The sequence below is a fragment of the Providencia alcalifaciens genome (assembly GCF_020271745.1).
Taxonomy (GTDB): Bacteria; Pseudomonadota; Gammaproteobacteria; order Enterobacterales; family Enterobacteriaceae; genus Providencia; species Providencia alcalifaciens_B.
Map to the genome: position 1 here is coordinate 964,175 of NZ_CP084296.1, position 19,638 is coordinate 983,812.

Annotated in this window: 25 protein-coding genes; 16 read left to right on the forward strand and 9 right to left on the reverse strand. The window is 45.2% G+C overall.

All coding sequences use genetic code 11. From position 1 onward, the window contains the following. Positions 1-82: 82 nt before the first annotated feature. Positions 83-505, reverse strand: a complete 423-nt coding sequence (gene rraB / locus LDO51_RS04315; protein WP_225576489.1) for a ribonuclease E inhibitor RraB — start codon at positions 503-505, stop codon at positions 83-85. Between the two features lie 162 nt (positions 506-667). On the opposite strand from rraB, the gene argF reads away from it, so the two are divergent. Continuing rightward, a complete protein-coding gene (gene argF / locus LDO51_RS04320; RefSeq protein ID WP_225576490.1) occupies positions 668-1,693 on the forward strand; it encodes an ornithine carbamoyltransferase in 1,026 nt (341 codons plus the stop codon). 48 nt (positions 1,694-1,741) lie between these two features. On the opposite strand, the gene phnX is transcribed toward argF, so the two are convergent. Both phnX and phnW read right to left on the reverse strand, forming a co-directional pair. Then, positions 1,742-2,551 (reverse strand): phosphonoacetaldehyde hydrolase, encoded by an 810-nt coding sequence (gene phnX / locus LDO51_RS04325; protein WP_225576491.1) that lies wholly within the window; start codon positions 2,549-2,551, stop codon positions 1,742-1,744. 25 nt (positions 2,552-2,576) lie between these two features. Then, complete coding sequence (phnW, locus tag LDO51_RS04330) at positions 2,577-3,695, reverse strand: 2-aminoethylphosphonate--pyruvate transaminase (RefSeq protein ID WP_225576492.1); 1,119 nt, start codon at positions 3,693-3,695, stop codon at positions 2,577-2,579. Between the two features lie 150 nt (positions 3,696-3,845). Here phnW and phnR point away from each other — a divergent pair, with 150 nt between their 5' ends. The 5 genes from phnR (at position 3,846) to phnV (ending at position 8,482) form a co-directional block, all read left to right on the forward strand. After that, positions 3,846-4,553: a phosphonate utilization transcriptional regulator PhnR gene (gene phnR, locus LDO51_RS04335; RefSeq protein ID WP_225577218.1), complete on the forward strand. Its 708-nt coding sequence runs from the start codon at positions 3,846-3,848 to the stop codon at positions 4,551-4,553. A gap of 136 nt (positions 4,554-4,689) precedes the next feature. Next, a complete protein-coding gene (phnS, locus tag LDO51_RS04340; protein ID WP_225577219.1) occupies positions 4,690-5,703 on the forward strand; it encodes a 2-aminoethylphosphonate ABC transporter substrate-binding protein in 1,014 nt (337 codons plus the stop codon). Between the two features lie 7 nt (positions 5,704-5,710). Then, positions 5,711-6,820: a 2-aminoethylphosphonate ABC transport system ATP-binding subunit PhnT gene (gene phnT / locus LDO51_RS04345; protein WP_225576493.1), complete on the forward strand. Its 1,110-nt coding sequence runs from the start codon at positions 5,711-5,713 to the stop codon at positions 6,818-6,820. 1 nt (position 6,821) lies between these two features. Beyond that, complete coding sequence (gene phnU / locus LDO51_RS04350) at positions 6,822-7,682, forward strand: 2-aminoethylphosphonate ABC transporter permease subunit (protein ID WP_225576494.1); 861 nt, start codon at positions 6,822-6,824, stop codon at positions 7,680-7,682. Positions 7,683-7,684: 2 nt separating this feature from the next. Beyond that, positions 7,685-8,482, forward strand: a complete 798-nt coding sequence (gene phnV, locus LDO51_RS04355; RefSeq protein WP_225576495.1) for a 2-aminoethylphosphonate ABC transport system, membrane component PhnV — start codon at positions 7,685-7,687, stop codon at positions 8,480-8,482. Positions 8,483-8,570: 88 nt separating this feature from the next. Here the strand turns inward: phnV and LDO51_RS04360 are convergent, their stop codons facing one another. Continuing rightward, positions 8,571-8,990, reverse strand: a complete 420-nt coding sequence (locus LDO51_RS04360) for a type II toxin-antitoxin system VapC family toxin (RefSeq protein WP_036949118.1) — start codon at positions 8,988-8,990, stop codon at positions 8,571-8,573. Then, positions 8,987-9,220, reverse strand: a complete 234-nt coding sequence (gene vapB, locus LDO51_RS04365; protein ID WP_036949116.1) for a type II toxin-antitoxin system VapB family antitoxin — start codon at positions 9,218-9,220, stop codon at positions 8,987-8,989. The genes LDO51_RS04360 and vapB overlap by 4 nt, the downstream gene beginning before the upstream one ends. 163 nt (positions 9,221-9,383) lie before the next feature. Between vapB and LDO51_RS19625 the strand changes: the two genes are divergently transcribed. From LDO51_RS19625 to nrdG, 6 genes are all read left to right on the forward strand, one after another. After that, entirely contained in the window at positions 9,384-9,533 is a 150-nt protein-coding gene (locus LDO51_RS19625) for a hypothetical protein (RefSeq protein ID WP_225576496.1), read from the forward strand. A 15-nt stretch (positions 9,534-9,548) separates the two neighbouring features. Next, complete coding sequence (gene pyrB / locus LDO51_RS04375; RefSeq protein WP_154603006.1) at positions 9,549-10,484, forward strand: aspartate carbamoyltransferase; 936 nt, start codon at positions 9,549-9,551, stop codon at positions 10,482-10,484. A 10-nt stretch (positions 10,485-10,494) separates the two neighbouring features. Beyond that, the gene (pyrI, locus tag LDO51_RS04380) at positions 10,495-10,959 is read left to right on the forward strand and encodes an aspartate carbamoyltransferase regulatory subunit (RefSeq protein ID WP_036949112.1); all 465 of its coding nucleotides are present in this window, start codon (positions 10,495-10,497) and stop codon (positions 10,957-10,959) included. 92 nt (positions 10,960-11,051) lie between these two features. Continuing rightward, positions 11,052-11,438 carry a 2-iminobutanoate/2-iminopropanoate deaminase gene (gene ridA / locus LDO51_RS04385; protein WP_225576497.1) on the forward strand — a complete coding sequence of 129 codons (387 nt, stop codon included), beginning with the start codon at positions 11,052-11,054 and terminating at the stop codon, positions 11,436-11,438. 330 nt (positions 11,439-11,768) lie between these two features. Continuing rightward, positions 11,769-13,907 carry an anaerobic ribonucleoside-triphosphate reductase gene (gene nrdD / locus LDO51_RS04390; RefSeq protein WP_225576498.1) on the forward strand — a complete coding sequence of 713 codons (2,139 nt, stop codon included), beginning with the start codon at positions 11,769-11,771 and terminating at the stop codon, positions 13,905-13,907. Between the two features lie 15 nt (positions 13,908-13,922). After that, positions 13,923-14,387 (forward strand): anaerobic ribonucleoside-triphosphate reductase-activating protein, encoded by a 465-nt coding sequence (gene nrdG, locus LDO51_RS04395; protein ID WP_154603010.1) that lies wholly within the window; start codon positions 13,923-13,925, stop codon positions 14,385-14,387. Positions 14,388-14,399: 12 nt separating this feature from the next. Here the strand turns inward: nrdG and LDO51_RS04400 are convergent, their stop codons facing one another. Continuing rightward, positions 14,400-14,837, reverse strand: a complete 438-nt coding sequence (locus tag LDO51_RS04400) for a YhbP family protein (RefSeq protein ID WP_225576499.1) — start codon at positions 14,835-14,837, stop codon at positions 14,400-14,402. A gap of 112 nt (positions 14,838-14,949) precedes the next feature. Continuing rightward, positions 14,950-15,201: a multiple stress resistance protein BhsA gene (gene bhsA, locus LDO51_RS04405; protein ID WP_036949095.1), complete on the reverse strand. Its 252-nt coding sequence runs from the start codon at positions 15,199-15,201 to the stop codon at positions 14,950-14,952. A 300-nt stretch (positions 15,202-15,501) separates the two neighbouring features. Here bhsA and LDO51_RS04410 point away from each other — a divergent pair, with 300 nt between their 5' ends. Beyond that, the gene (locus LDO51_RS04410; protein WP_225576500.1) at positions 15,502-15,810 is read left to right on the forward strand and encodes a GIY-YIG nuclease family protein; all 309 of its coding nucleotides are present in this window, start codon (positions 15,502-15,504) and stop codon (positions 15,808-15,810) included. On the opposite strand, the gene LDO51_RS04415 is transcribed toward LDO51_RS04410, so the two are convergent. Beyond that, positions 15,783-16,286: a GNAT family N-acetyltransferase gene (locus LDO51_RS04415; RefSeq protein ID WP_225576501.1), complete on the reverse strand. Its 504-nt coding sequence runs from the start codon at positions 16,284-16,286 to the stop codon at positions 15,783-15,785. The genes LDO51_RS04410 and LDO51_RS04415 overlap by 28 nt on opposite strands. Then, the gene (gene ubiT, locus LDO51_RS04420; RefSeq protein ID WP_225576502.1) at positions 16,280-16,804 is read right to left on the reverse strand and encodes a ubiquinone anaerobic biosynthesis accessory factor UbiT; all 525 of its coding nucleotides are present in this window, start codon (positions 16,802-16,804) and stop codon (positions 16,280-16,282) included. Before ubiT ends, LDO51_RS04415 begins: the two co-directional genes overlap by 7 nt. 380 nt (positions 16,805-17,184) lie before the next feature. On the opposite strand from ubiT, the gene ubiU reads away from it, so the two are divergent. The 3 genes from ubiU (at position 17,185) to LDO51_RS04435 (ending at position 19,637) form a co-directional block, all read left to right on the forward strand. Continuing rightward, positions 17,185-18,180 (forward strand): ubiquinone anaerobic biosynthesis protein UbiU, encoded by a 996-nt coding sequence (gene ubiU, locus LDO51_RS04425; RefSeq protein WP_154610088.1) that lies wholly within the window; start codon positions 17,185-17,187, stop codon positions 18,178-18,180. Between the two features lie 42 nt (positions 18,181-18,222). Beyond that, positions 18,223-19,098 (forward strand): U32 family peptidase, encoded by an 876-nt coding sequence (locus LDO51_RS04430; RefSeq protein ID WP_225576503.1) that lies wholly within the window; start codon positions 18,223-18,225, stop codon positions 19,096-19,098. Positions 19,099-19,226: 128 nt separating this feature from the next. Next, positions 19,227-19,637 (forward strand): PAAR domain-containing protein, encoded by a 411-nt coding sequence (locus LDO51_RS04435; RefSeq protein ID WP_225576504.1) that lies wholly within the window; start codon positions 19,227-19,229, stop codon positions 19,635-19,637. Position 19,638 lies beyond the last annotated feature (1 nt).

The window sequence follows — 19,638 nt, forward strand, 5'->3', positions numbered from 1 at the left end:
AGCACTGACGATATTCTCATTCAGTGCTTTTTTTATTTTTCAATACCGCGATATGACTGCTTATTGAAATTTGAAGGATCAATTAGTGAACGCGTTTTTCGGACTCATCATCCCCTTCGTCGTCACCGTCTTCATCATCATATTCTGCGTTTGGATCTTCAAAATAGGTGCCCCAACCGTCGTAGTTCACACCGATTTTTTCTGCTAATTTCATTAGCTGTTCAACTTGCGCATCGATCAGTTCTGCATTTAAGGCACTTTCGCTGATCACATCGCAACACATCAGGGTTTCACCGGTTTCAATTTCCAGTTCTTCCGCATCAGTCACTTCATAACCCAGTTTGAATGCTTCAACAGCCGCTTTTTCTAACAATTCAAAATTGTCCGCAGAGAAGTGATGCTCAATCGCGTACAGCGCATCAGGATCACTTCCATCTTCCAGTAACTCTTCAATAATCAAGCGAGTTTCTTCGTACTGCGCATCAAATTCAGCTTTATCTACCATCTCCACACCCCTTGTTCCGTGGTATTAGTCTCGGGCTCATTCTCCCATAGGGTCGAAGGTGAAACCATACCTAATGAAATAATTTCTTTTGCTTGAGGGGTTGATTTTGAATTTTTATGAATATAAATTGAATATTAATTCAATTATAAAAGGCTGTAATTTATGAATCCCCTACATGGAAAGCATTTTTTAAGATTATTAGATTTTACCTCTAACGATATTCATGCATTATTAAAACTCTCCGCTTGGCTAAAATCAGCCAAAAAATCTGGCACTGAGCCACCTTTATTAGCAGGTAAGAATTTTGCGCTGATCTTCGAAAAAGATTCCACACGGACACGCTGCGCATTTGAAGTGGGCGCTTTCGATCAAGGGGCGAGAGTCACCTATCTCGGACCATCAGGCAGCCAAATTGGGCACAAAGAGACCATGAAAGATACCGCCAGAGTGCTGGGTCGGATGTACGATGGTGTGCAATATCGGGGTTACGCGCAAAGCACCGTCGAAACATTAGCCCAGCATGCGGGAGTGCCTGTCTGGAATGGATTAACTAACGAATTCCATCCCACACAGTTATTAGCCGATTTGCTCACCATTCAAGAACATAAACCCAACACGCCACTTTCTGACATCAAATTCGCCTACCTCGGGGATGCGCGTAACAACATGGGAAATTCCATGTTAGAAGCAGCCGCATTAACAGGTATGGAGCTGCGTTTAGTGGCACCAAAAAGCTGTTGGCCAGAGGCAGAATTGGTTGAAGAATGCCAGAAAATCGCCAAAACTACGGGCGGCAAAATTATTCTGACTGAAAACGTGGCGGAAGGCGTTAAAGACGCGGATTTTCTGTATACCGATGTCTGGGTTTCGATGGGGGAACCGAAAGAAGTGTGGGCGCAGCGCATCGCCTTAATGAAACCGTACCAAGTGAATATGGACGTGATCAAACTGACAGGTAACCCAGATGTGAAATTCTTACACTGCCTGCCCGCGTTCCATAATGAAGACACCACATTAGGCGCTCAGCTCGCCAAAGAGTTTAATCTTTATGGTGGACTGGAAGTGACGGAAGAGGTGTTTGAATCCCCTTACAGCATTGTATTTGACCAAGCAGAAAACCGTCTGCACACCATTAAAGCGGTGATGGTGGCGACAATTGCCCCTGAATTACCGATAAATATATTCTAAATCTACCGACCAAGTAGGCGCGCCTACTTGGTCAAACTAAACTGAAGCTTATGGCTTTTCGCCTTTAGCCAGCCTTGCATTAATTTCATCAATCACGGAAGCAAGATCCGCCAAGGTATCAATCACATAATGCGCGCCCGCTGCATACAGTTTGTCCGCAGCCTGCTGGCGTAATGGGGAAATGTCTTCTTGGCTCATGCCTTGATATTCAGCCCATGTTTTACCGAATTCATTACCCGAAATGGCTAAACCAATACTCCACATTCCCGCATTACGCCCCTCTTCAATTCCCGGTACTGCATCATCCACCTTCACACAATGGGAAACAGAATTGACTGCTAATTCAATCACATTTTGCAACGCCATCCATGGACCCGGACGCCCGCCAGCCGCTAGATTATCACTGGCAATCCAGTAATCGGGCTGATACCCCAATTTCGCGGCTGCCGGAACCAATTTTTCCATCACCGCCCTTGGGTAACCTGAACAAGAGCCTATTTTTATCCCCTGCTCACGCAGCGTTGCAATCGTGCTAACAACCCCATCAATGGGTGCAGCAAAGTCGACAACCTTGGCAATCTGTAACGGCATAAACGTTTGGTAGATAGCATCGATATCTTCGCTGGTCATTGAGCATCCAAACTTTGCCTGCCACATGGCATCTATCTCTGGTAATTTTCCTAATGCTTCAATATGTTGCCATTTTCCTAACCCCATCGGGATACGGGCTTGTGCCAGTGTAATATCCATATCAAACGCGACTTTAAACGCTTCGATAAAAATCTGGGTCGGTGCAAAAGAGCCAAAATCCACCGTCGTTCCTGCCCAATCCAAAATAACAGCTTCAATACGGTTCATGATTAATCCTTATTTTTACAATACGTTATTTTGCTAATACCTTGTTTTTCCAATACATCCCTTTCTTAATTGCCACCAATAGCGCATCAATATTGTGCGGATACACTTCCCCAATATTGCCAATACGGAAACAATCACTCTTTGATACTTTCCCCGGATAGATCACAAACCCTTGGGCTTTGAGTTGCTGATAAAATTGGTTAAACTGATAATTTTCAGCATCTGGTGAATAAAATGCCGTGATAATCGGCGATTGTTGGCTATCGTCTAATAATGTGCGAAACCCTAACTTGCGCATACCTTCCACCAGTTTGCGCTGATTTTGCTGATAACGCTGGAAGCGGGCGCTCACGCCACCTTCTTGGGCTAACTCTTTCAGTGCTTGAGCAAAAGCCAGCACCGTGTGTGTTGGGGAAGTAAAGCGCCATTTCCCATGAAATTGCTCCATGCAGCGCCATTGTGCATACAGGTCAAGGGATAAGGAACGGGATCGCCCTGCACATTTTTCCAATTCACTGGTACGAGCTATCACAAACCCAAACCCCGGAACTCCTTGGATACATTTGTTGGCCGAGCTGATCAGAAAATCAATATTCAGCGCCCCCACATCCATTGGGATCCCCCCGAAACTGCTCATCGCATCCACGATATAGCGTTTTTGATAGCGCTTGGCTAATACCGCCACTTGCTCTATCGGGTTCAAAATACCAGTAGTGGTTTCACAGTGTACCATCGCAATATGGCTGATTTGGCTATCTTGCTGGAGAAGCTGCTCAATCACTGCCACATCGGGCTTAGCCACTTCTCCGCAATCATAAACATGGTGAGAAATCCCCATTAACTGCGCCATCTCTGCCATTCGTGCACCATAAGCGCCATTGCTGACAACCAAAATTTTATCTTGAGGTGCGAGTACCGAACCCAGCACCGCTTCTACGGCGTAGCTCCCACTCCCTTGGAGTAACACGCTGGTATACCCCGCTTGGGTTGTCGCCAGTTCCACCAGCTGTTGGCGAATACGTTGCACCACACCTAAATTGTAATCATCGTCCCATGTACAGCTATCAAACAGCATCGCCTCTTTCACGGTTTGCGACGTGGTCAAAGGCCCCGGCGTTAACAGCAGATATTGATTCATTGTCATTTGAACTCACCATTGGTCTATACCAGATTGACATTATAATGACGGTAGAGGAACAAGAAGGTCAAAGGAAAAGACGCCCTGCAACAAAAAATTCATATTGGCGTGTATAATGGATAAAAAATTTTGCGACGAAAAACGGATACATTATCGATGGATGAACAGCCACAGTACCTCCTCATCAAAGCTCAATTACAAGCAAGAATTCAGAGCGGCGCGCTGAAAAGTGGCGATAAACTGCCCTCTGAGCGCGAACTGTGTGCCATCTTCAATACCACGCGCGTCACTATTCGAGAAAGCTTGGCACAGCTAGAATCTAGCGGTGCAATTTACCGTTCTGAGCGCCGTGGCTGGTTTGTGACGCCCGAGCGTTTATGGCTCGACCCAACGCAAAATACCAACTTCCATAAGCTGTGTTTAGAACAAAGTCGCCAGCCTAAAACCAAGCTGTTAGAAGGGAAAGTCGTCACCGTGCCCGTCGAAGCCATGACGCCACTGCAATTGCAGCCTTTCGAACAAATTTACCTACTCACTCGCCTGCGTTATGCAGACGACCGCGCCGTTTGCTACAGCGAAAACCACTGTCTTCCCGCGCGTGTACCTGAGCTATTAAGCCATGATTTAAATGGCAGCCTCACCGAAGTGTATGAGCAGCACTATGGGTTGATTTATACCAGTATGCACTTATCGTTTTATCCCACCGCTATGCCACCACAAGCAGCCAGCGAATTAGGGGTTGCAGTCGGTCGCCCAGCCCTGCTATTACAACGTTTAAACTACGATCAGCACGGGCGAATTCTGGATTATGACGTGGAATATTGGCGTCATGATAGCCTGCGCATTGAGGTCGATACCCTCTAATCATCACCCTAAAAAATAAATTTTTGGTTTCTTGGTCGATTTCATTTTTCTGTCACATAAACCCGTTAGCGTAAAAATACTGGTATATACCAGATAACTTTAACGACTAACTGGAGATCTGGAGATGAAACGTAAAATGAAGCCTACCCCTCTTGCTGTGCTACTCCTCACCGCCCTAGGCTCTACCTCAGTTTGGGCAGCCCCTGTCGTCACAGTTTACTCCGCAGATGGTCTTCATGATGGCAACAACAGCTGGTATCAAGCTCAGTTTGATGCCTTTACACAGCAAACCGGGATTAAAGTGCAGTACGTCGAAAGTGGCTCCGGTGCCATCGTTGAGCGTTTAGCCAAAGAGCGCACTAACCCGCAAGCGGATGTGCTCGTCACCGTTCCCCCGTTTATCCAACGTGCGGCCAAAACCGAATTGCTGGCAAAATTCACGCCAGATGCCGCGGTAAGTATTCCTAACTCAACGGAGTACTACACTCCCATCGTGAATAACTACCTGACTTTTATCTATAACGACAAACTGCTAAAAACTCCTCCAGCAACGTGGAATGAACTCCTCGACGCCCGTTTTAAAAATAAACTGCAATACTCCACACCGGGACAAGCGGGAGATGGTACCGCCGTCATGCTGCAAGTGTTTCATAGCTTTGGTGGCAAAGAAGCTGGTTTTGATTACCTCGGTAAATTACAAGCTAACAACGTCGGCCCATCCGCCTCTACAGGGAAATTAACCGCGTTAGTGAACAAAGGTGAGCTGTACGTCGCCAACGGCGATTTGCAGATGAACCTTTCCCAAATGGAACGTAATCCGAACGTAAAAATCTTTTGGCCAGCCGATGAAAAAGGCGAACGCAGTGCGCTGGTTCTGCCTTATGTGGTGGGTTTAGTGAATAACGGCCCTGAAACTGAAAATGGCAAAAAGCTGATTAACTTTCTGTTAGACAAACAAGCCCAAAGCCACGTTAACGAACTGTCATGGGGAATGCCGGTACGTTCGGACCTGACAACAAACGATCCGCAATTCCATAAAGCCACTGAAACCCTCAAAGGCATCAAAACATGGCAACCGAATTGGGACGATGTTGAAGTATCTCTTTCGAACGATATTACCCGTTGGCACAAAGTGACTGAAAGCGAGTAAGTGAGTTATGTTGATGAAAAGAAAGATAGAAACACCAAGCCAGCGCACTGACCATTCAGGTATTGTGCTGGAATCTCTGCGGGTTTCTTACCATAACAATGTGGTACTCAAGCCGTTATCCCTGACCATTGAGCCCGGTGAAATACTGGTGTTGATTGGCCCTTCAGGCTCCGGTAAAACCACCGTGTTACGGTCAATTGCGGGCTTTGCACAACCGGACAGCGGGCGCATTTTAATGGGTGATACGGATATCACCCACCTTCCCCCGTATCAGCGGGGGCTGGGCATGGTCGTACAAAACTACGCCCTCTTCCCCCATATGAAAGTGGAAGATAATGTTGCCTTTGGCTTACGCGCCCAAAAACAGCCTAAAGCGCTGATCAAAGAGCGCGTGGCAGAGGCATTAAATATCGTAGGAATGAGCGACTATGCCACCCGTTACCCGCACCAGTTATCCGGTGGACAGCAGCAGCGCGTTGCCATCGCCCGTGCTATAGCCGTTCGCCCACGAGTACTTTTGCTCGATGAGCCGTTATCTGCCCTCGATGCCCAAATTCGCCATAATATGGTGGAAGAGATTGCAAGGCTGCACCGCGAGTTACCTGAGCTGACCATTTTGTACGTCACCCATGACCAAACTGAAGCCCTCGCTCTGGGGGATAAAATTGGCATCATGAAGGATGGCTATTTGGTAGCACACGGGGAGAAAAATGCCCTGTACCATCGCCCGCCTAACCGCTTTGCCGCCGAGTTTTTAGGGCGTGCCAATATTCTGTCGGCAACCGCCTTGGGCTTTTCCTCCGTCCCCGCCCAAGTCAGTGTGAGCTGTGGCGGCACGCTCATTGAAGCGCAAACCCAAGGGATGCAAGCTCAGAGCCACAAATTAATCTGTATTCGTCCGCAGCATATTAGCCTCACCCCACGAGCAGATACCTCAAACCAGTTACACGCCACCTTACAGTCTATCCGCTGGCAGGGGGATATTACCCATTTATTGTGTGATGTGGCAGGGGAAAAGGTGACGGTCGCTGTTACCCATTTATCCCCGTTACCGCAAACGGGGGATAAACTCACGCTGTGGTTTTCTTCCTCTGATACTGTGTTGATTGAGGAATAATATGTCGGCTATCAACCTATCTAAGCCATCATCCATAAACCTAAAACCATTTTATTGGATAGTGCCACCGCTACTCGTTTTAGCGACGTTATTTTTCTACCCGCTGATACTGATTGGCGAGCAAGCCATTCAAAGCCCCACAGGTGGCGTAAGCTTAGAAACGTTCTGGCAAGTGATTGAATCTCGCCGGTTTATTAGCGGGCTATTCAATACACTACAAATTGCTTTTTTTGCCACGTTAGGTTGCTTGGTACTTGGCTCGGTTCTCTCCCTGATTTTGGTGTTTATTCCTTTTCCCGGAAGCCGTTTTATTACCCAAGTCATTGATACCTTTATCGCACTGCCGACGTTTCTGATCACTCTCGCATTTACCTTTATTTATGGTTCGGCGGGGTTACTCAATGGCACCTTAATGGCGCTGTTTGATTTTGAAATGCCTCCCGTGGATTTTTTATACTCGATTAATGGCGTGATTTTGGCAGAGATCACCGTCTTTACTCCGCTGGTGATGCGCCCTCTTATGGCGGCACTGCGCCAAATCGATAAAAGCCAGTTAGAAGCCGCCAGCATTTTAGGGGCGCACCCTGCCCGCGTTATCAGCCAAGTGATTTTTCCGGCGGCGCTTCCTGCATTACTTGCAGGCGGCAGTTTATGCTTGCTGCTGACCACCAACGAATTCGGTATCGTGCTGTTTATCGGGGCGAAAGGAGTGAATACCTTGCCGATGATGGTTTACAGCAAAGCGATTCTAGAATCTGATTACAGCGTCGCATGCATGATAGCGCTAATTAATATTCTGCTGTCTGTGGGGCTATTTAGCCTGTATCGCATGGCAACAACCCGTTTCGGAGTGAAAAAATAACCATGTTAATTTGGTCTAAAACTGGGCGAGCCATTTCAACCGCCATCGCCATCACGCTGTTTTCTTGCTTGTTTTTGCTGCCATTAGCGATGATTTTAATGTCCAGCTTTAGCCGACAATGGAACGGTATTTTACCCTCCGGCTTTACCTTCGAGCATTTTGTGAATGCGTTTCAAGGACCTGCATGGGAAGCCATTCTATCCAGCCTGATTATTGGCTTTTGCGCCAGTTTGTTTGCGCTGTTTTGTGGTCTGTGGGCAGCCCTAGCCTTACGTCGCCATAGTGCCAGAGTACAAAAATATCTGGGTATCGCGTTCTATTTACCGAGTGCTATTCCATCGGTTTCAATTGGATTGGGGATCTTAGTGGCATTTAGCCAAGGCTATTTGCAGATGAACGGCACCTTCTGGATAGTTTTTTCCGCCCATTTTGTTCTGATTTCAGCGTTCACCTTCAGCAATGTCTCTACAGGATTAACTCGCATTTCCGCAGACATTGAGAATGTGGCATTCAGTTTAGGGGCTTCTCCGTGGTATCGCCTGTGCCATGTCACTCTGCCGCTGTTGATGCCGTGGATGATTTCCGCTGTGGCCCTGAGCCTGTCTTTGTCCCTCGGCGAGTTGGGTGCCACCATGATGCTGTATCCCCCAGGTTGGGCTACGTTGCCAGTGTCAATTTTCAGCCTTACCGACCGCGGAAATATTGCCGACGGCTCCGCACTGACTATTGTCCTCGTCGCTATCACACTGTTGTTGATGATGAAGTTGGAGAGAGTGGCAAAGAGATTGGGGCAAAGGTAAGTAGCGAAAAGATAATATAAAAGCAAGCCCTAAATGGGCTTTATAAACGTAATGGCTATATCCAATAAATTAAACACTAATTTAATAACTATGGCTGCAACCAATCTTCTAGTTTCAATCCCAAAACTCGAGAAAACTCTCGGGTATTGTTAGTTACCAATATAGAGTTAGTTGCTAATGCATGACCGGCTATTGCAGTGTCATTATTTCCAATAGGCGTTCCTGCTTCGGTTAATGCTTTCTTAATTGCAGTTGTTGCATCAATCGCATCTTTATCCCAAGCGAGAATCCCATCAAGACGCTCACAAAATGCGTCGACTAAAAAATTATGCTTAGGCGAGGCTTTCTTACCTATTGCACCAAAGCGCATTTCTGAGTAAGTAATCGCAGAAATAACAATAGAATGTCGATGCATAACACAATCTTGCAATTTCTGTAGTAGATACATGGGTTGCTCTCTCATAATGAAAGAGCAAATATTGGTATCAAGCATGTAGAGTTTTGTCACAAAACTATCCTTCCATCTTCAATCACGTCTTCACGTTCAAGTAAGAAATCTTTGTCTGCTTTATCTTCATCTCTTAGTGATAGCCAATTAGGTTTGACTGGACGAAGAATAATACGATTCCCTTCACGACTAATCTCTAATTCATTTACACCTTCAAAATCAATATCTTTAGGTAAACGAACTGCGCGATTATTACCATTTTTAAATACAGCAACAATTTTAGTTACCATAATTCCTCCTTAAATGCCGAAAGAATAAACATATGTTGAGTATATTCTCACTCATACATATGTCAACATATGCTAAAAACAAAAAATTTCATTTTTCCATTCGCAAACGCTTGCGTCATTGCGCCACACGCGTATAATGCGCCACAATTTGCCGGGAGAAACCATGAACGCTGCTGCTCTATTTTTGAAAGAGAACATCGACACCGCACTGCCATCACGCGGTCTGGACAGCCTGTTTTTCCCCGTTGTATTTTCTAAGAAGCCCCTCATTGAGGGGCTTTTTTTTGGCCTACTAGATAGCAAGTCTTGCTGATACAGGAGAACCACGATGCCGAATCCGTTATATCACCGCGACATAATCTCAATTAACGATTTAGATAAAACCGACCTTGAATTAGTCCTTAAAGTGGCTGCTTCATTAAAACAGCAGCCTCAACCTGAGTTTCTGAAGCATAAAGTTATCGCTAGCTGTTTCTTCGAAGCATCAACGCGTACCCGTCTGTCATTCGAAACTGCCATTCATCGTTTAGGGGCATCTGTCGTCGGCTTCTCCGATAGCGCCAACACCTCATTAGGTAAGAAAGGCGAGACTCTTGCAGACACCATTTCCGTTATCAGCCAGTATGTTGATGCGATTGTGATGCGCCACCCACAAGAAGGTGCCGCGCGTTTAGCCAGCCAATTCTCAGGTTCCGTCCCGATTATCAACGCAGGGGATGGCTCTAACCAACATCCTACCCAAACCCTGTTAGACTTGTTTACTATCCAAGAAACCCAAGGTCGCTTAGATAACCTAAAAATCGCCATGGTCGGTGACCTGAAATATGGCAGAACAGTGCATTCACTGACTCAAGCGCTATCGAAGTTTGAAGGTAATCACTTCTACTTTATTTCCCCTGAAGTGTTGTCGATGCCAGCTCATATCCTGAATATTCTGGATGAAAAAGGCGCGACTTACAGCCTGCATAACAATGTCGATGAAGTGATCCCTGAAGTGGATATTCTGTATATGACTCGCGTTCAAAAAGAGCGTTTAGACCCATCAGAATATGCCAACGTCAAAGCGCAATTTATTCTGCGCGCCCAAGACCTGCACAGTGCCAAAGATAATTTAAAAGTGCTGCACCCGCTTCCGCGTATCGATGAAATTACCGTGGATGTAGATAGCACCCCTTACGCTTACTACTTCCAGCAAGCAGGGAATGGGATCTACGCGCGCCAAGCGCTACTGTCTCTGGTATTAAATAAAGAACTGGCAATCTGAGGAGAAGACCATGACACACGACCATAAATTACAAGTTGAAGCCATCCGTTGCGGCACTGTCATCGACCATATCCCTGCTCAAATTGGGTTCAAATTACTGAAGCTGTTTAAGCTTACCAAAACCGATGAGCGCATCACTATCGGGCTGAATTTACCCTCCAGCAATATGGGCAAAAAAGACATTATCAAAATCGAAAATACTTTTTTAACCCCGGAACAAGCCAACCAATTAGCGATGTATGCGCCGGAAGCCACCGTTAATCGTATTGAAGATTATCAAGTGGTGGAGAAATTAGACCTGAAATTACCAGAGCAAATCGACAGCGTATTGGTGTGTCCAAACAGCAATTGCATTAGCCATAATGAGCCGGTTTCCAGCAGTTTCCGCATTAAAAAACGCGCGAAACATGTGGCATTAACCTGCAAATTCTGTGAAAAAGAGTTCGATAGAGACGCCGTGATCAATAATCAGTAAGGTATTTAGGCGTAGACTGCGTCTTTGTGTGGATGCCGTTCCATGTCTATAATAGCGTCCAAACCCTTTTTTACGTGATAAACGGAGAAATTATGTCATACGAAATCAGCACCGAAAATGCACCAGCCGCTATTGGTCCTTACGTTCAAGGCGTCGATTTAGGCAGTATGGTTATAACTTCAGGTCAAATTCCTGTTGATCCAAAAACTGGTAATGTCCCAGAAGATATCGCAGCACAAACTCGTCAATCACTGGCGAACGTAAAAGCGATTTTAGAAAAAGCAGGCCTGGGCGTTGCCAATATCGTAAAAACGACCGTTTTTGTGAAAGATTTAAATGATTTCGGTACCGTTAACGCCACTTATGAAGAATTTTTCAAACAACATAATGCGCCATTCCCTGCGCGTTCTTGCGTTGAAGTTGCGCGTCTGCCAAAAGATGTGAAAATCGAAATCGAAGCTATCGCAGTGCGTAAATAATCCTCGATTTTTATCCCCCCTTAATGGCTACCCTCTTAAGCTATTTATCAGCATAAAAGGGTAGTTTTTTTCTTTCCTTTCATTTTATCCGCCTATTTTTTTATTTATCTTCTGCCCATTTGAAATTCATACGAATTATTTTTTTCCTTGTTTTAAATCAATTTATCGTCAGCTAAAAAAAGGCAAAATCCTACATATTGTGCTTTAATTAATTAACTAGACACTATATGTAGTAAAAATTCACATTTCTTTCACAGGGATGCCCCATACTGATAAAAGATCATGGACGCTATCGCCAGTCCTGTGAGGGATTTAATAAGGAGTATGATAGTGAAAACGGTGGTTATAAAACGAGATGGTTGTCAGGTCAATTTTGATCTCCCACGCATTCAAGAAGCGGTGCGACGTGCTGCTGCCGCAGTGGACGTCAAAGATAATGATTATTGCCTGCAAGTTGCCACGGTTGTCTCTGAGCAGTTGTGCAATCGTGAAAAAGTGGATATCGCTGAGATCCAAGATGCTGTTGAAAATCAACTCATGTCCGGGCCTTACAAGGATCTGGCTCGAGCCTATATTGAATATCGTCATGATAGAGACAGCGAACGCGAAAAACGCAGCCAACTTACTCACGAGATCCGCGGCCTAATTGAGCAAAGCAACTTATCCTTACTCAATGAAAATGCGAACAAAGACAGTAAGGTTATCCCAACCCAGCGTGATTTATTAGCCGGGATCGTCGCTAAGCATTATGCTAAACAGCATATTTTGCCGCGTGATGTTGTACTTGCTCATGAAAAGGGTGAAATTCACTATCATGATCTCGATTATGCCCCTTTCTTCCCGATGTTTAACTGTATGCTTATCGACCTTGATGGCATGTTAACCAACGGCTTTAAGATGGGAAATGCAGAAATTGAGCCACCAAAATCCATTTCGACTGCCACTGCCGTTACTGCACAAATTATTGCCCAAGTAGCTAGCCATATTTATGGCGGCACCACCATTAACCGCATTGATGAAATTTTGGCGCCTTACGTGGCTATCAGCCATGAAAAACACTTAAAAGTAGCCAAAGAGTGGGGAATTGCTGATGCCGAAGCTTACGCCCAAAGTCGCACTGAAAAAGAGTGTTACGATGCGTTTCAATCCTTAGAGTATGAAGTCAATACACTGCATACCGCGAATGGGCAAACCCCCTTCGTCACCTTTGGTTTTGGATTAGGCACATCCCAAGAAGCACGACTTATCCAACAATCCATTCTCAAAAACCGTATTGCGGGACTGGGCAAAAACCGCAAAACCGCCGTTTTCCCAAAACTCGTGTTTGCTATCAAAGATGGTCTGAACCATAAATACGGCGATCCTAACTATGATATCAAACAATTAGCCTTAGAATGCGCCAGCAAACGTATGTATCCAGACATCCTCAATTACGATCGCGTGGTTGATGTCACTGGATCCTTTAAAACACCGATGGGCTGCCGCAGTTTCTTGGGTATCTATGAAGAAAATGGCAAACAAATTCACGATGGGCGTAATAACCTCGGCGTGATCAGCCTGAATTTACCGCGCATCGCGCTGGAAGCTCAAGGTAGTGAAGAGGCATTTTGGGCGCTTCTCGATGAGCGTTTAGCCATCGCCAAAAAAGCATTAATGACCCGCATTGCGCGCTTAGAAAATGTCAAAGCCCGTGTTGCCCCTATCTTATACATGGAAGGTGCCTGCGGCGTTCGCTTAAAAGCCAATGACAGCGTAGCGGAAATTTTCAAACATGGGCGTGCTTCAATTTCATTGGGTTATATTGGATTACACGAAACCATCAATGCCCTATTTGGCACACAGACTCATGTGTATGATAGCGAGAAATTGCGCGAAAAAGCGGTCGCCATCGTCAATCGTCTACGCCAAGCCACTGATGAATGGAAAGCTCAAACCGGTTATGGTTTCAGCTTATACAGCACGCCAAGCGAAAATTTATGTGACCGTTTCTGCCGCTTAGATACCGCTGAATTTGGCGTTATTGATGGTGTAACCGACAAAGGCTACTACACCAATAGCTTCCACTTAGATGTAGAAAAACAGGTTAATCCTTACGATAAAATCGATTTTGAACAGCCGTATCCGGCACTCGCCAATGGCGGTTTTATCTGTTACGGCGAATACCCGAACTTACAGCACAACCTCAAAGCCCTCGAAGATGTCTGGGATTACAGCTATCAGCATGTTCCTTACTATGGCACCAACACGCCAATCGACGAATGCTATGACTGCGGTTTTTCGGGTGAATTTTCCTGTACCAGCAAAGGCTTTACCTGCCCAGCTTGCGGCAACCACGATACTAACCGCGTTTCCGTGATCCGCCGTGTCTGTGGCTATTTAGGCAGCCCTGATGCCCGACCGTTTAATGCAGGTAAGCAAGAGGAAGTGAAGCGCCGTATCAAGCACTTGGGTAATGGACAGCTCGGTTAACAGCGGATAAATACCATGAATTATCACCAATATTATCCTGTGGATGTGGTTAATGGACCCGGTACCCGCTGCACATTATTTGTCTCGGGCTGCGTTCATCAGTGCCGAGGCTGCTATAACCAAAGCACATGGCGCGTGGATTCCGGTATTCCTTTTACCCAAGAGATGGAAGACCAAATCATCCAAGATTTGCAGGATACGCGTATTCGCCGCCAAGGGCTTTCCCTCTCAGGGGGGGATCCTTTGCATCCTGCCAACTTGCCTGCCATTTTAGCGTTAGTGAAGCGAGTGAAAGCCGTCTGTCCAGATAAGGATATCTGGATGTGGACGGGCTATAAATTGGATGAGTTGACACTAGAACAGCAAAAAGTGGTGAGTTTGATCAATACGTTAATTGATGGAAAGTTCGAACAAGAACGGTATGACCCCGCGCTGCTATGGCGCGGTAGCAGTAACCAAGTTATTCATCGACTACGTTAAGCTTCACGCGGCCTAAACTTCACGCAACCAATGTAATTTGGTACCAAACCCCAGCGTGTTATCCACCATTTTCACCGTTTGTAATTGAAGCTGCCAAATCGGCAGCTTCGCCTCTAGAGCGACAGGAAATCTATGGCAATAAAATGCTTTCTGCACATCCGCCTCTTCACCGTCAAATTGGCGAATTTCTCCCACAAATTGAATACCTTGAATTTTACCCACTTGCTTAGTTTGTGCGGAGATAGTCCCTGCCACACGAGGATTTTCCTGCATTAATTGACCATGCTGAGAATCGGGGGATGTCATGAAAATTAAACGCATATTTTGGCGGTCAAAGGCGTAGTAGCAACTGGCAGCCCAAATATCATCTTGGTGAGAGGTAAACAGAGAAAAAACGTGTTGGCGAGCAATATAGCGCTGGATGTGTTGTAAGGTGTTTTCGGGTGTCATTGCGAATGTCCATGTTAGACCGTTCAGAACACGCCCATAAATATGGCTGGGCGTGCTTAAGCTGTTCTGAACGTTATCTGTACTTAGTTCGCACTACTATACGCTAGATTTACTACTTATAAATCGCTGCAGTACCACTCATCTCATTCTCACCGCTTGCAGAAATCACACGGAAAGATTTTGCGCCAGCTTCATCAGCTTTTTTGGCTAATTGTGCAGTCAGGTCATTTACACTTGCAGCACCACTTACAGACACATAACCGACTGCTGGCTCGCTAGCTTGTCTAACTTCTTCAGCCGCCATTGAACCAAATGATACAGCACCTAAAGCTAAAGCAGCAGCAAATAATGTTGATTTTTTCATGGTAAACTTCCTCATTGTATGTTTGATATTAACAGGGTTTTTTTCGTGTATCCCTGTGATATGGATCATACTATGCGCTTTATCTTGAGATGAAAATTAGCTAATTTTGCTATATTCATTCAAATTAATTGAACAATAACCTATATTGAGGTTGCGAATTTGTGACAGTTTTATATCATTTTTTATTTATAATTTAGTATGTTATAAACTTTAATATTCACGAGAAAATTCGCTGTAAGCCAACTAAATTCCCCTTATAAATCAGCACAGAATGTTAAATTCAACACCAAGAAAAACAAAATGACACAGCAAAATTGGTCTCTTTACTTAATTCGGCAGAAAAATAACGCGTTATATTGTGGGATCACCACCGATGTTCAGCGGCGTTTTAAACAGCATGAAACGGGAACAGGCGCCAAGGCACTAAAAGGCAAAGCGCCCTTGACTCTCGTTTTTCATTGTACTGCGGGGGATCGGTCTGAAGCATCTCAATTAGAGTATCGAGTTAAGAAATTAAGTAAGCAGGCAAAAGAAAGGCTGGTCACTGACCAGCCTGATGATTTACAGCATTATTTAGCGGCTTACACATTATCAAAATGCGACGAATAAGTGACCTCGCCTTTATGCTGGTCAATTGCGCCATTTTCGAGTCCATAGACAAGAAAATGTTTTTGTAGACTTGGCCATTGGCAATGTAATTCGTGGTTGGAAGCGGGTTCGAAACCAAAACGCCCGTAGTAACCCTCATCACCGAGAACGACGACAGCCCCATAACCAAATTCATTTAAGCTATCTAACCCTTCATAAACCAATTTTTCCGCGATACCTTGGCCTTGATAGGCTTTTTTAACAGCTAATGGGGCGAGTCCTACCCATTGAACATCTTCACCATTCACATCAACCGGGGTAAAACCGACATAGCCAATGACTTCGCCGTCATCGTTGGTCGCTACTACACCGAGAGTCAATAACCCATCTTCACGCAGGTGCTGAACAAGATCTGCTTCACCTTCGGTAGGGAAAGTTTCACGTAATAGCGTGTCGATACCCATGGCATCAACCGGGATTTCTACACGTATCAGCATGAGGTTAACACAGGCGTTTTATGCTCTGCGTCCTCACTGTCTTGTACCGTTTTAATCACATCAGCGAGCTGTAATAGACCAAAGCGTAACGGCATTGGCATATTTTCAATTTCGAAGGCATCCATCAGGTTTTTAACATACAAACCTAATTCAGTATCCCCTTCAATCACCAAACGGCGTTGGAAAAAGAGCGTATCGGGATCTTCTTTACGAGCTGCAATCAAGACCAAATCATTGGCATTGCCGCTGACACTGACATCCGGTTCAGCCTGCTTTTGTACCACCAGCTGACCGTCTTGTAAGCTGATAAACCAAACAAGCTCTAAATCTCGGATCTCAACTTTCAGCCATTTCCCTTCCAGAAAATCGAGTTCGCCTTCTTTAACAGATTCACGAAACTGCCAACTTAATAGTTGTTCGAGTATTTGACGCTGTACGACAAATGGGGTCACTTTCAATGGAAACTTCAAAAATGAAGGGCCTTGAGTGATCAGTTGAGAACGAATTTTACCAAACACAGTACTAACTCCCGTATCAATTATCTGTCCATCACGCATGACTACTGGTTAAAGCAGCTGCTTGGACAATTTTAATACCTATAATGACAACGATTATAGATAACATTGATGTGTAGATGTAAAGATAATCAGAGATATATCGTTATTTATCCGATATAAGGACATATTTTGCCAAAAAATAACGTGATGATACCGATCCTATATCAATCTTTATCCATCTCGCCAATATTTATTTCCAATAATCTCTACACTTTTATAATAGTCACGAAATAACTATCTCGCCTACAACATTCCAAGCTTCTCTGCGCTAAATCAAAACCTCTGTCAGATCCCTTGTCTAGAATGATCAATTGCTAAATTTTTATACAGAGAAAAAGCGAATGGAATTACTCTGCCCTGCGGGGAATTTACCTGCCTTAAAAGCGGCTGTTGATAATGGTGCCGATGCGGTGTACATCGGCCTAAAAAATGATACTAACGCGCGCCATTTTGCAGGTTTGAATTTTACGGAAAAAAATCTGCATGAAGCAGAGCGTTATATCCACCAGCGTAAACGTAAATTGCATATTGCGATAAACACCTTCGCTCACCCTGATGGTTATCAACGCTGGCAAAACTCTGTTGATTTAGCCGCTGATCTAGGGGCCGATGCCCTGATCCTCGCCGATATTGCAATGTTAGAGTACGCCGCCAATAAATACCCGCATATTGAACGCCATGTTTCTGTGCAAGCTTCCGCGACCAACACGGAAGCCATTCGTTTCTATGAGCGTAACTTTCAGGTTCATCGCGTGGTGCTCCCTCGCGTGTTATCAATTCACCAAGTTAAACAACTCGCCAAAACCAGTCCTGTACCGCTGGAAGTATTTGCTTTTGGTAGCCTGTGCATTATGGCTGAAGGTCGCTGTTATCTTTCTTCCTACTTAACGGGAGAATCACCGAATACCGTCGGCGCTTGCTCTCCTGCACGTTTTGTTCGCTGGCAACAGACTGAAAATGGCATGGAATCACGACTGAATGATGTGCTGATCGACAGCTACCAAAAAAATGAAAACGCGGGTTATCCAACGTTGTGTAAAGGGCGCTATGTGGTGGATGAGCAGAAATATCATGTTCTTGAAGAGCCCACCAGCCTCAATACCATTGAGTTACTCCCAGAGCTTATGAGTGCCAATATCGCTTCGGTAAAAATTGAAGGTCGTCAGCGCAGCCCTGCCTATGTCACCCAAGTGACCAAGATTTGGCGTCAGGCCATCAATCGCTATAAATCCAATCCTGACGGCTTTGTGACGGATCCTAGGTGGCTCAAAGCCCTCGGTGACCTTTCTGAAGGCAGCCAAACCACCCTTGGGGCGTATCACCGTAAGTGGCAATAACTGGCGCACATCATTTATCAGCATGGATTAATGGGTAACATAATGAAATATGCATTAGGTTCAGTACTGTACTACTGGCCAACATCAACCTTACAGGATTTTTATCAGCAAGCGGCAGACAGCGACGCGGATATTATTTATCTCGGGGAAACGGTGTGTAGCAAACGCCGCGATATGAAACCCAATGACTGGATTGACCTTGCTAAACAGCTAGCGGGAAGTGGTAAACAGATTATTCTCAGCACTCTAGCCCTGCTACAAGCGCCCTCTGAGCTGAAAGAAATCGGTAAATTAGTCGATAATGGCGAGTTTTTAATTGAAGCGCACGATTTTGGTGTCGTCAACATGCTGGCAGAACGCAAATTACCTTTTGTGGCAGGTCATGGGCTTAACTGTTATAACGCCCCCTCACTGAATATTTTGCTACGCCAAGGCATGATGCGCTGGTGTATGCCCGTTGAACTTTCCCGTGACTGGCTGGTGAATTTGCTCAATCAATGTGAAGAGCTAGGTATTCGCGATAAATTTGAAGTGGAGGTTTTCAGCTACGGTCATCTGCCTTTGGCATACTCCGCTCGCTGCTTTACGGCGCGCTCGGAAAACCGGCAAAAAGATGAGTGCGAAACCTGCTGCATTAATTACCCGCAAGGGCGCAAAGTACTTTCCCAAGAGCAGCAGCAAGTTTTCACGCTTAATGGCATCCAAACCCTGAGCGGCTATTGCTATAACTTAGGCAACGATATTTCGTCCATGCAGGATTTGGTGGATATTGTGCGGGTTTCCCCTGAAAGCCTTGAATCCCTTGATGTGATTAGGCAGTTTAAAGCCAACCAACACGGGCAGTCCCCACTCCTCATTCCCGACCAAAGCTGTAATGGCTATTGGCGTAATATTGCCGGATTGACCCTAGAGGCGTGATGGTTTTTTTCTATTTTGACTTGATGAGCTGTGATTAGTCTTATTCTTTAAGTTAAATTTAAGTTCACCATTGAAAATTTAAGTTAAGTATAAAATAATCAGTCCTCCATTATGGATGAGGACTGATTATGGCAATAGGATATTTTTTGCGGGTGGGTGATAAAACAACCTGCGGAGGCCAAATATTAACGGGAGACAATACCATGCAATGGTATGGTGTTGCCGGTGCTCGTGAAGGCGATATGGTCAGTTGCGGCAAGCATTCTGGACGATTTTATATTATTGGCGGCTGCCAAAGTGTTTGGGATGAAGGGAGGAAGGTAGCGGGAACACTTGAAAGCATCAGTTCATGCCCCTGTCGAGCTCGTTTTATCAATTCAATTCAAGACTGTTATAGTGATGAATATAGCGATAAAAGCAGCACTATCCCCCCGGTATCACCATCAATTCTCCCTTCCATTGTTACCCAAAAAATCTGTATTAGTTGCTTAATGAAAGCGGCCGAATCTGGGCAAATGTTAGTAGTGAGAGAAGGATAAT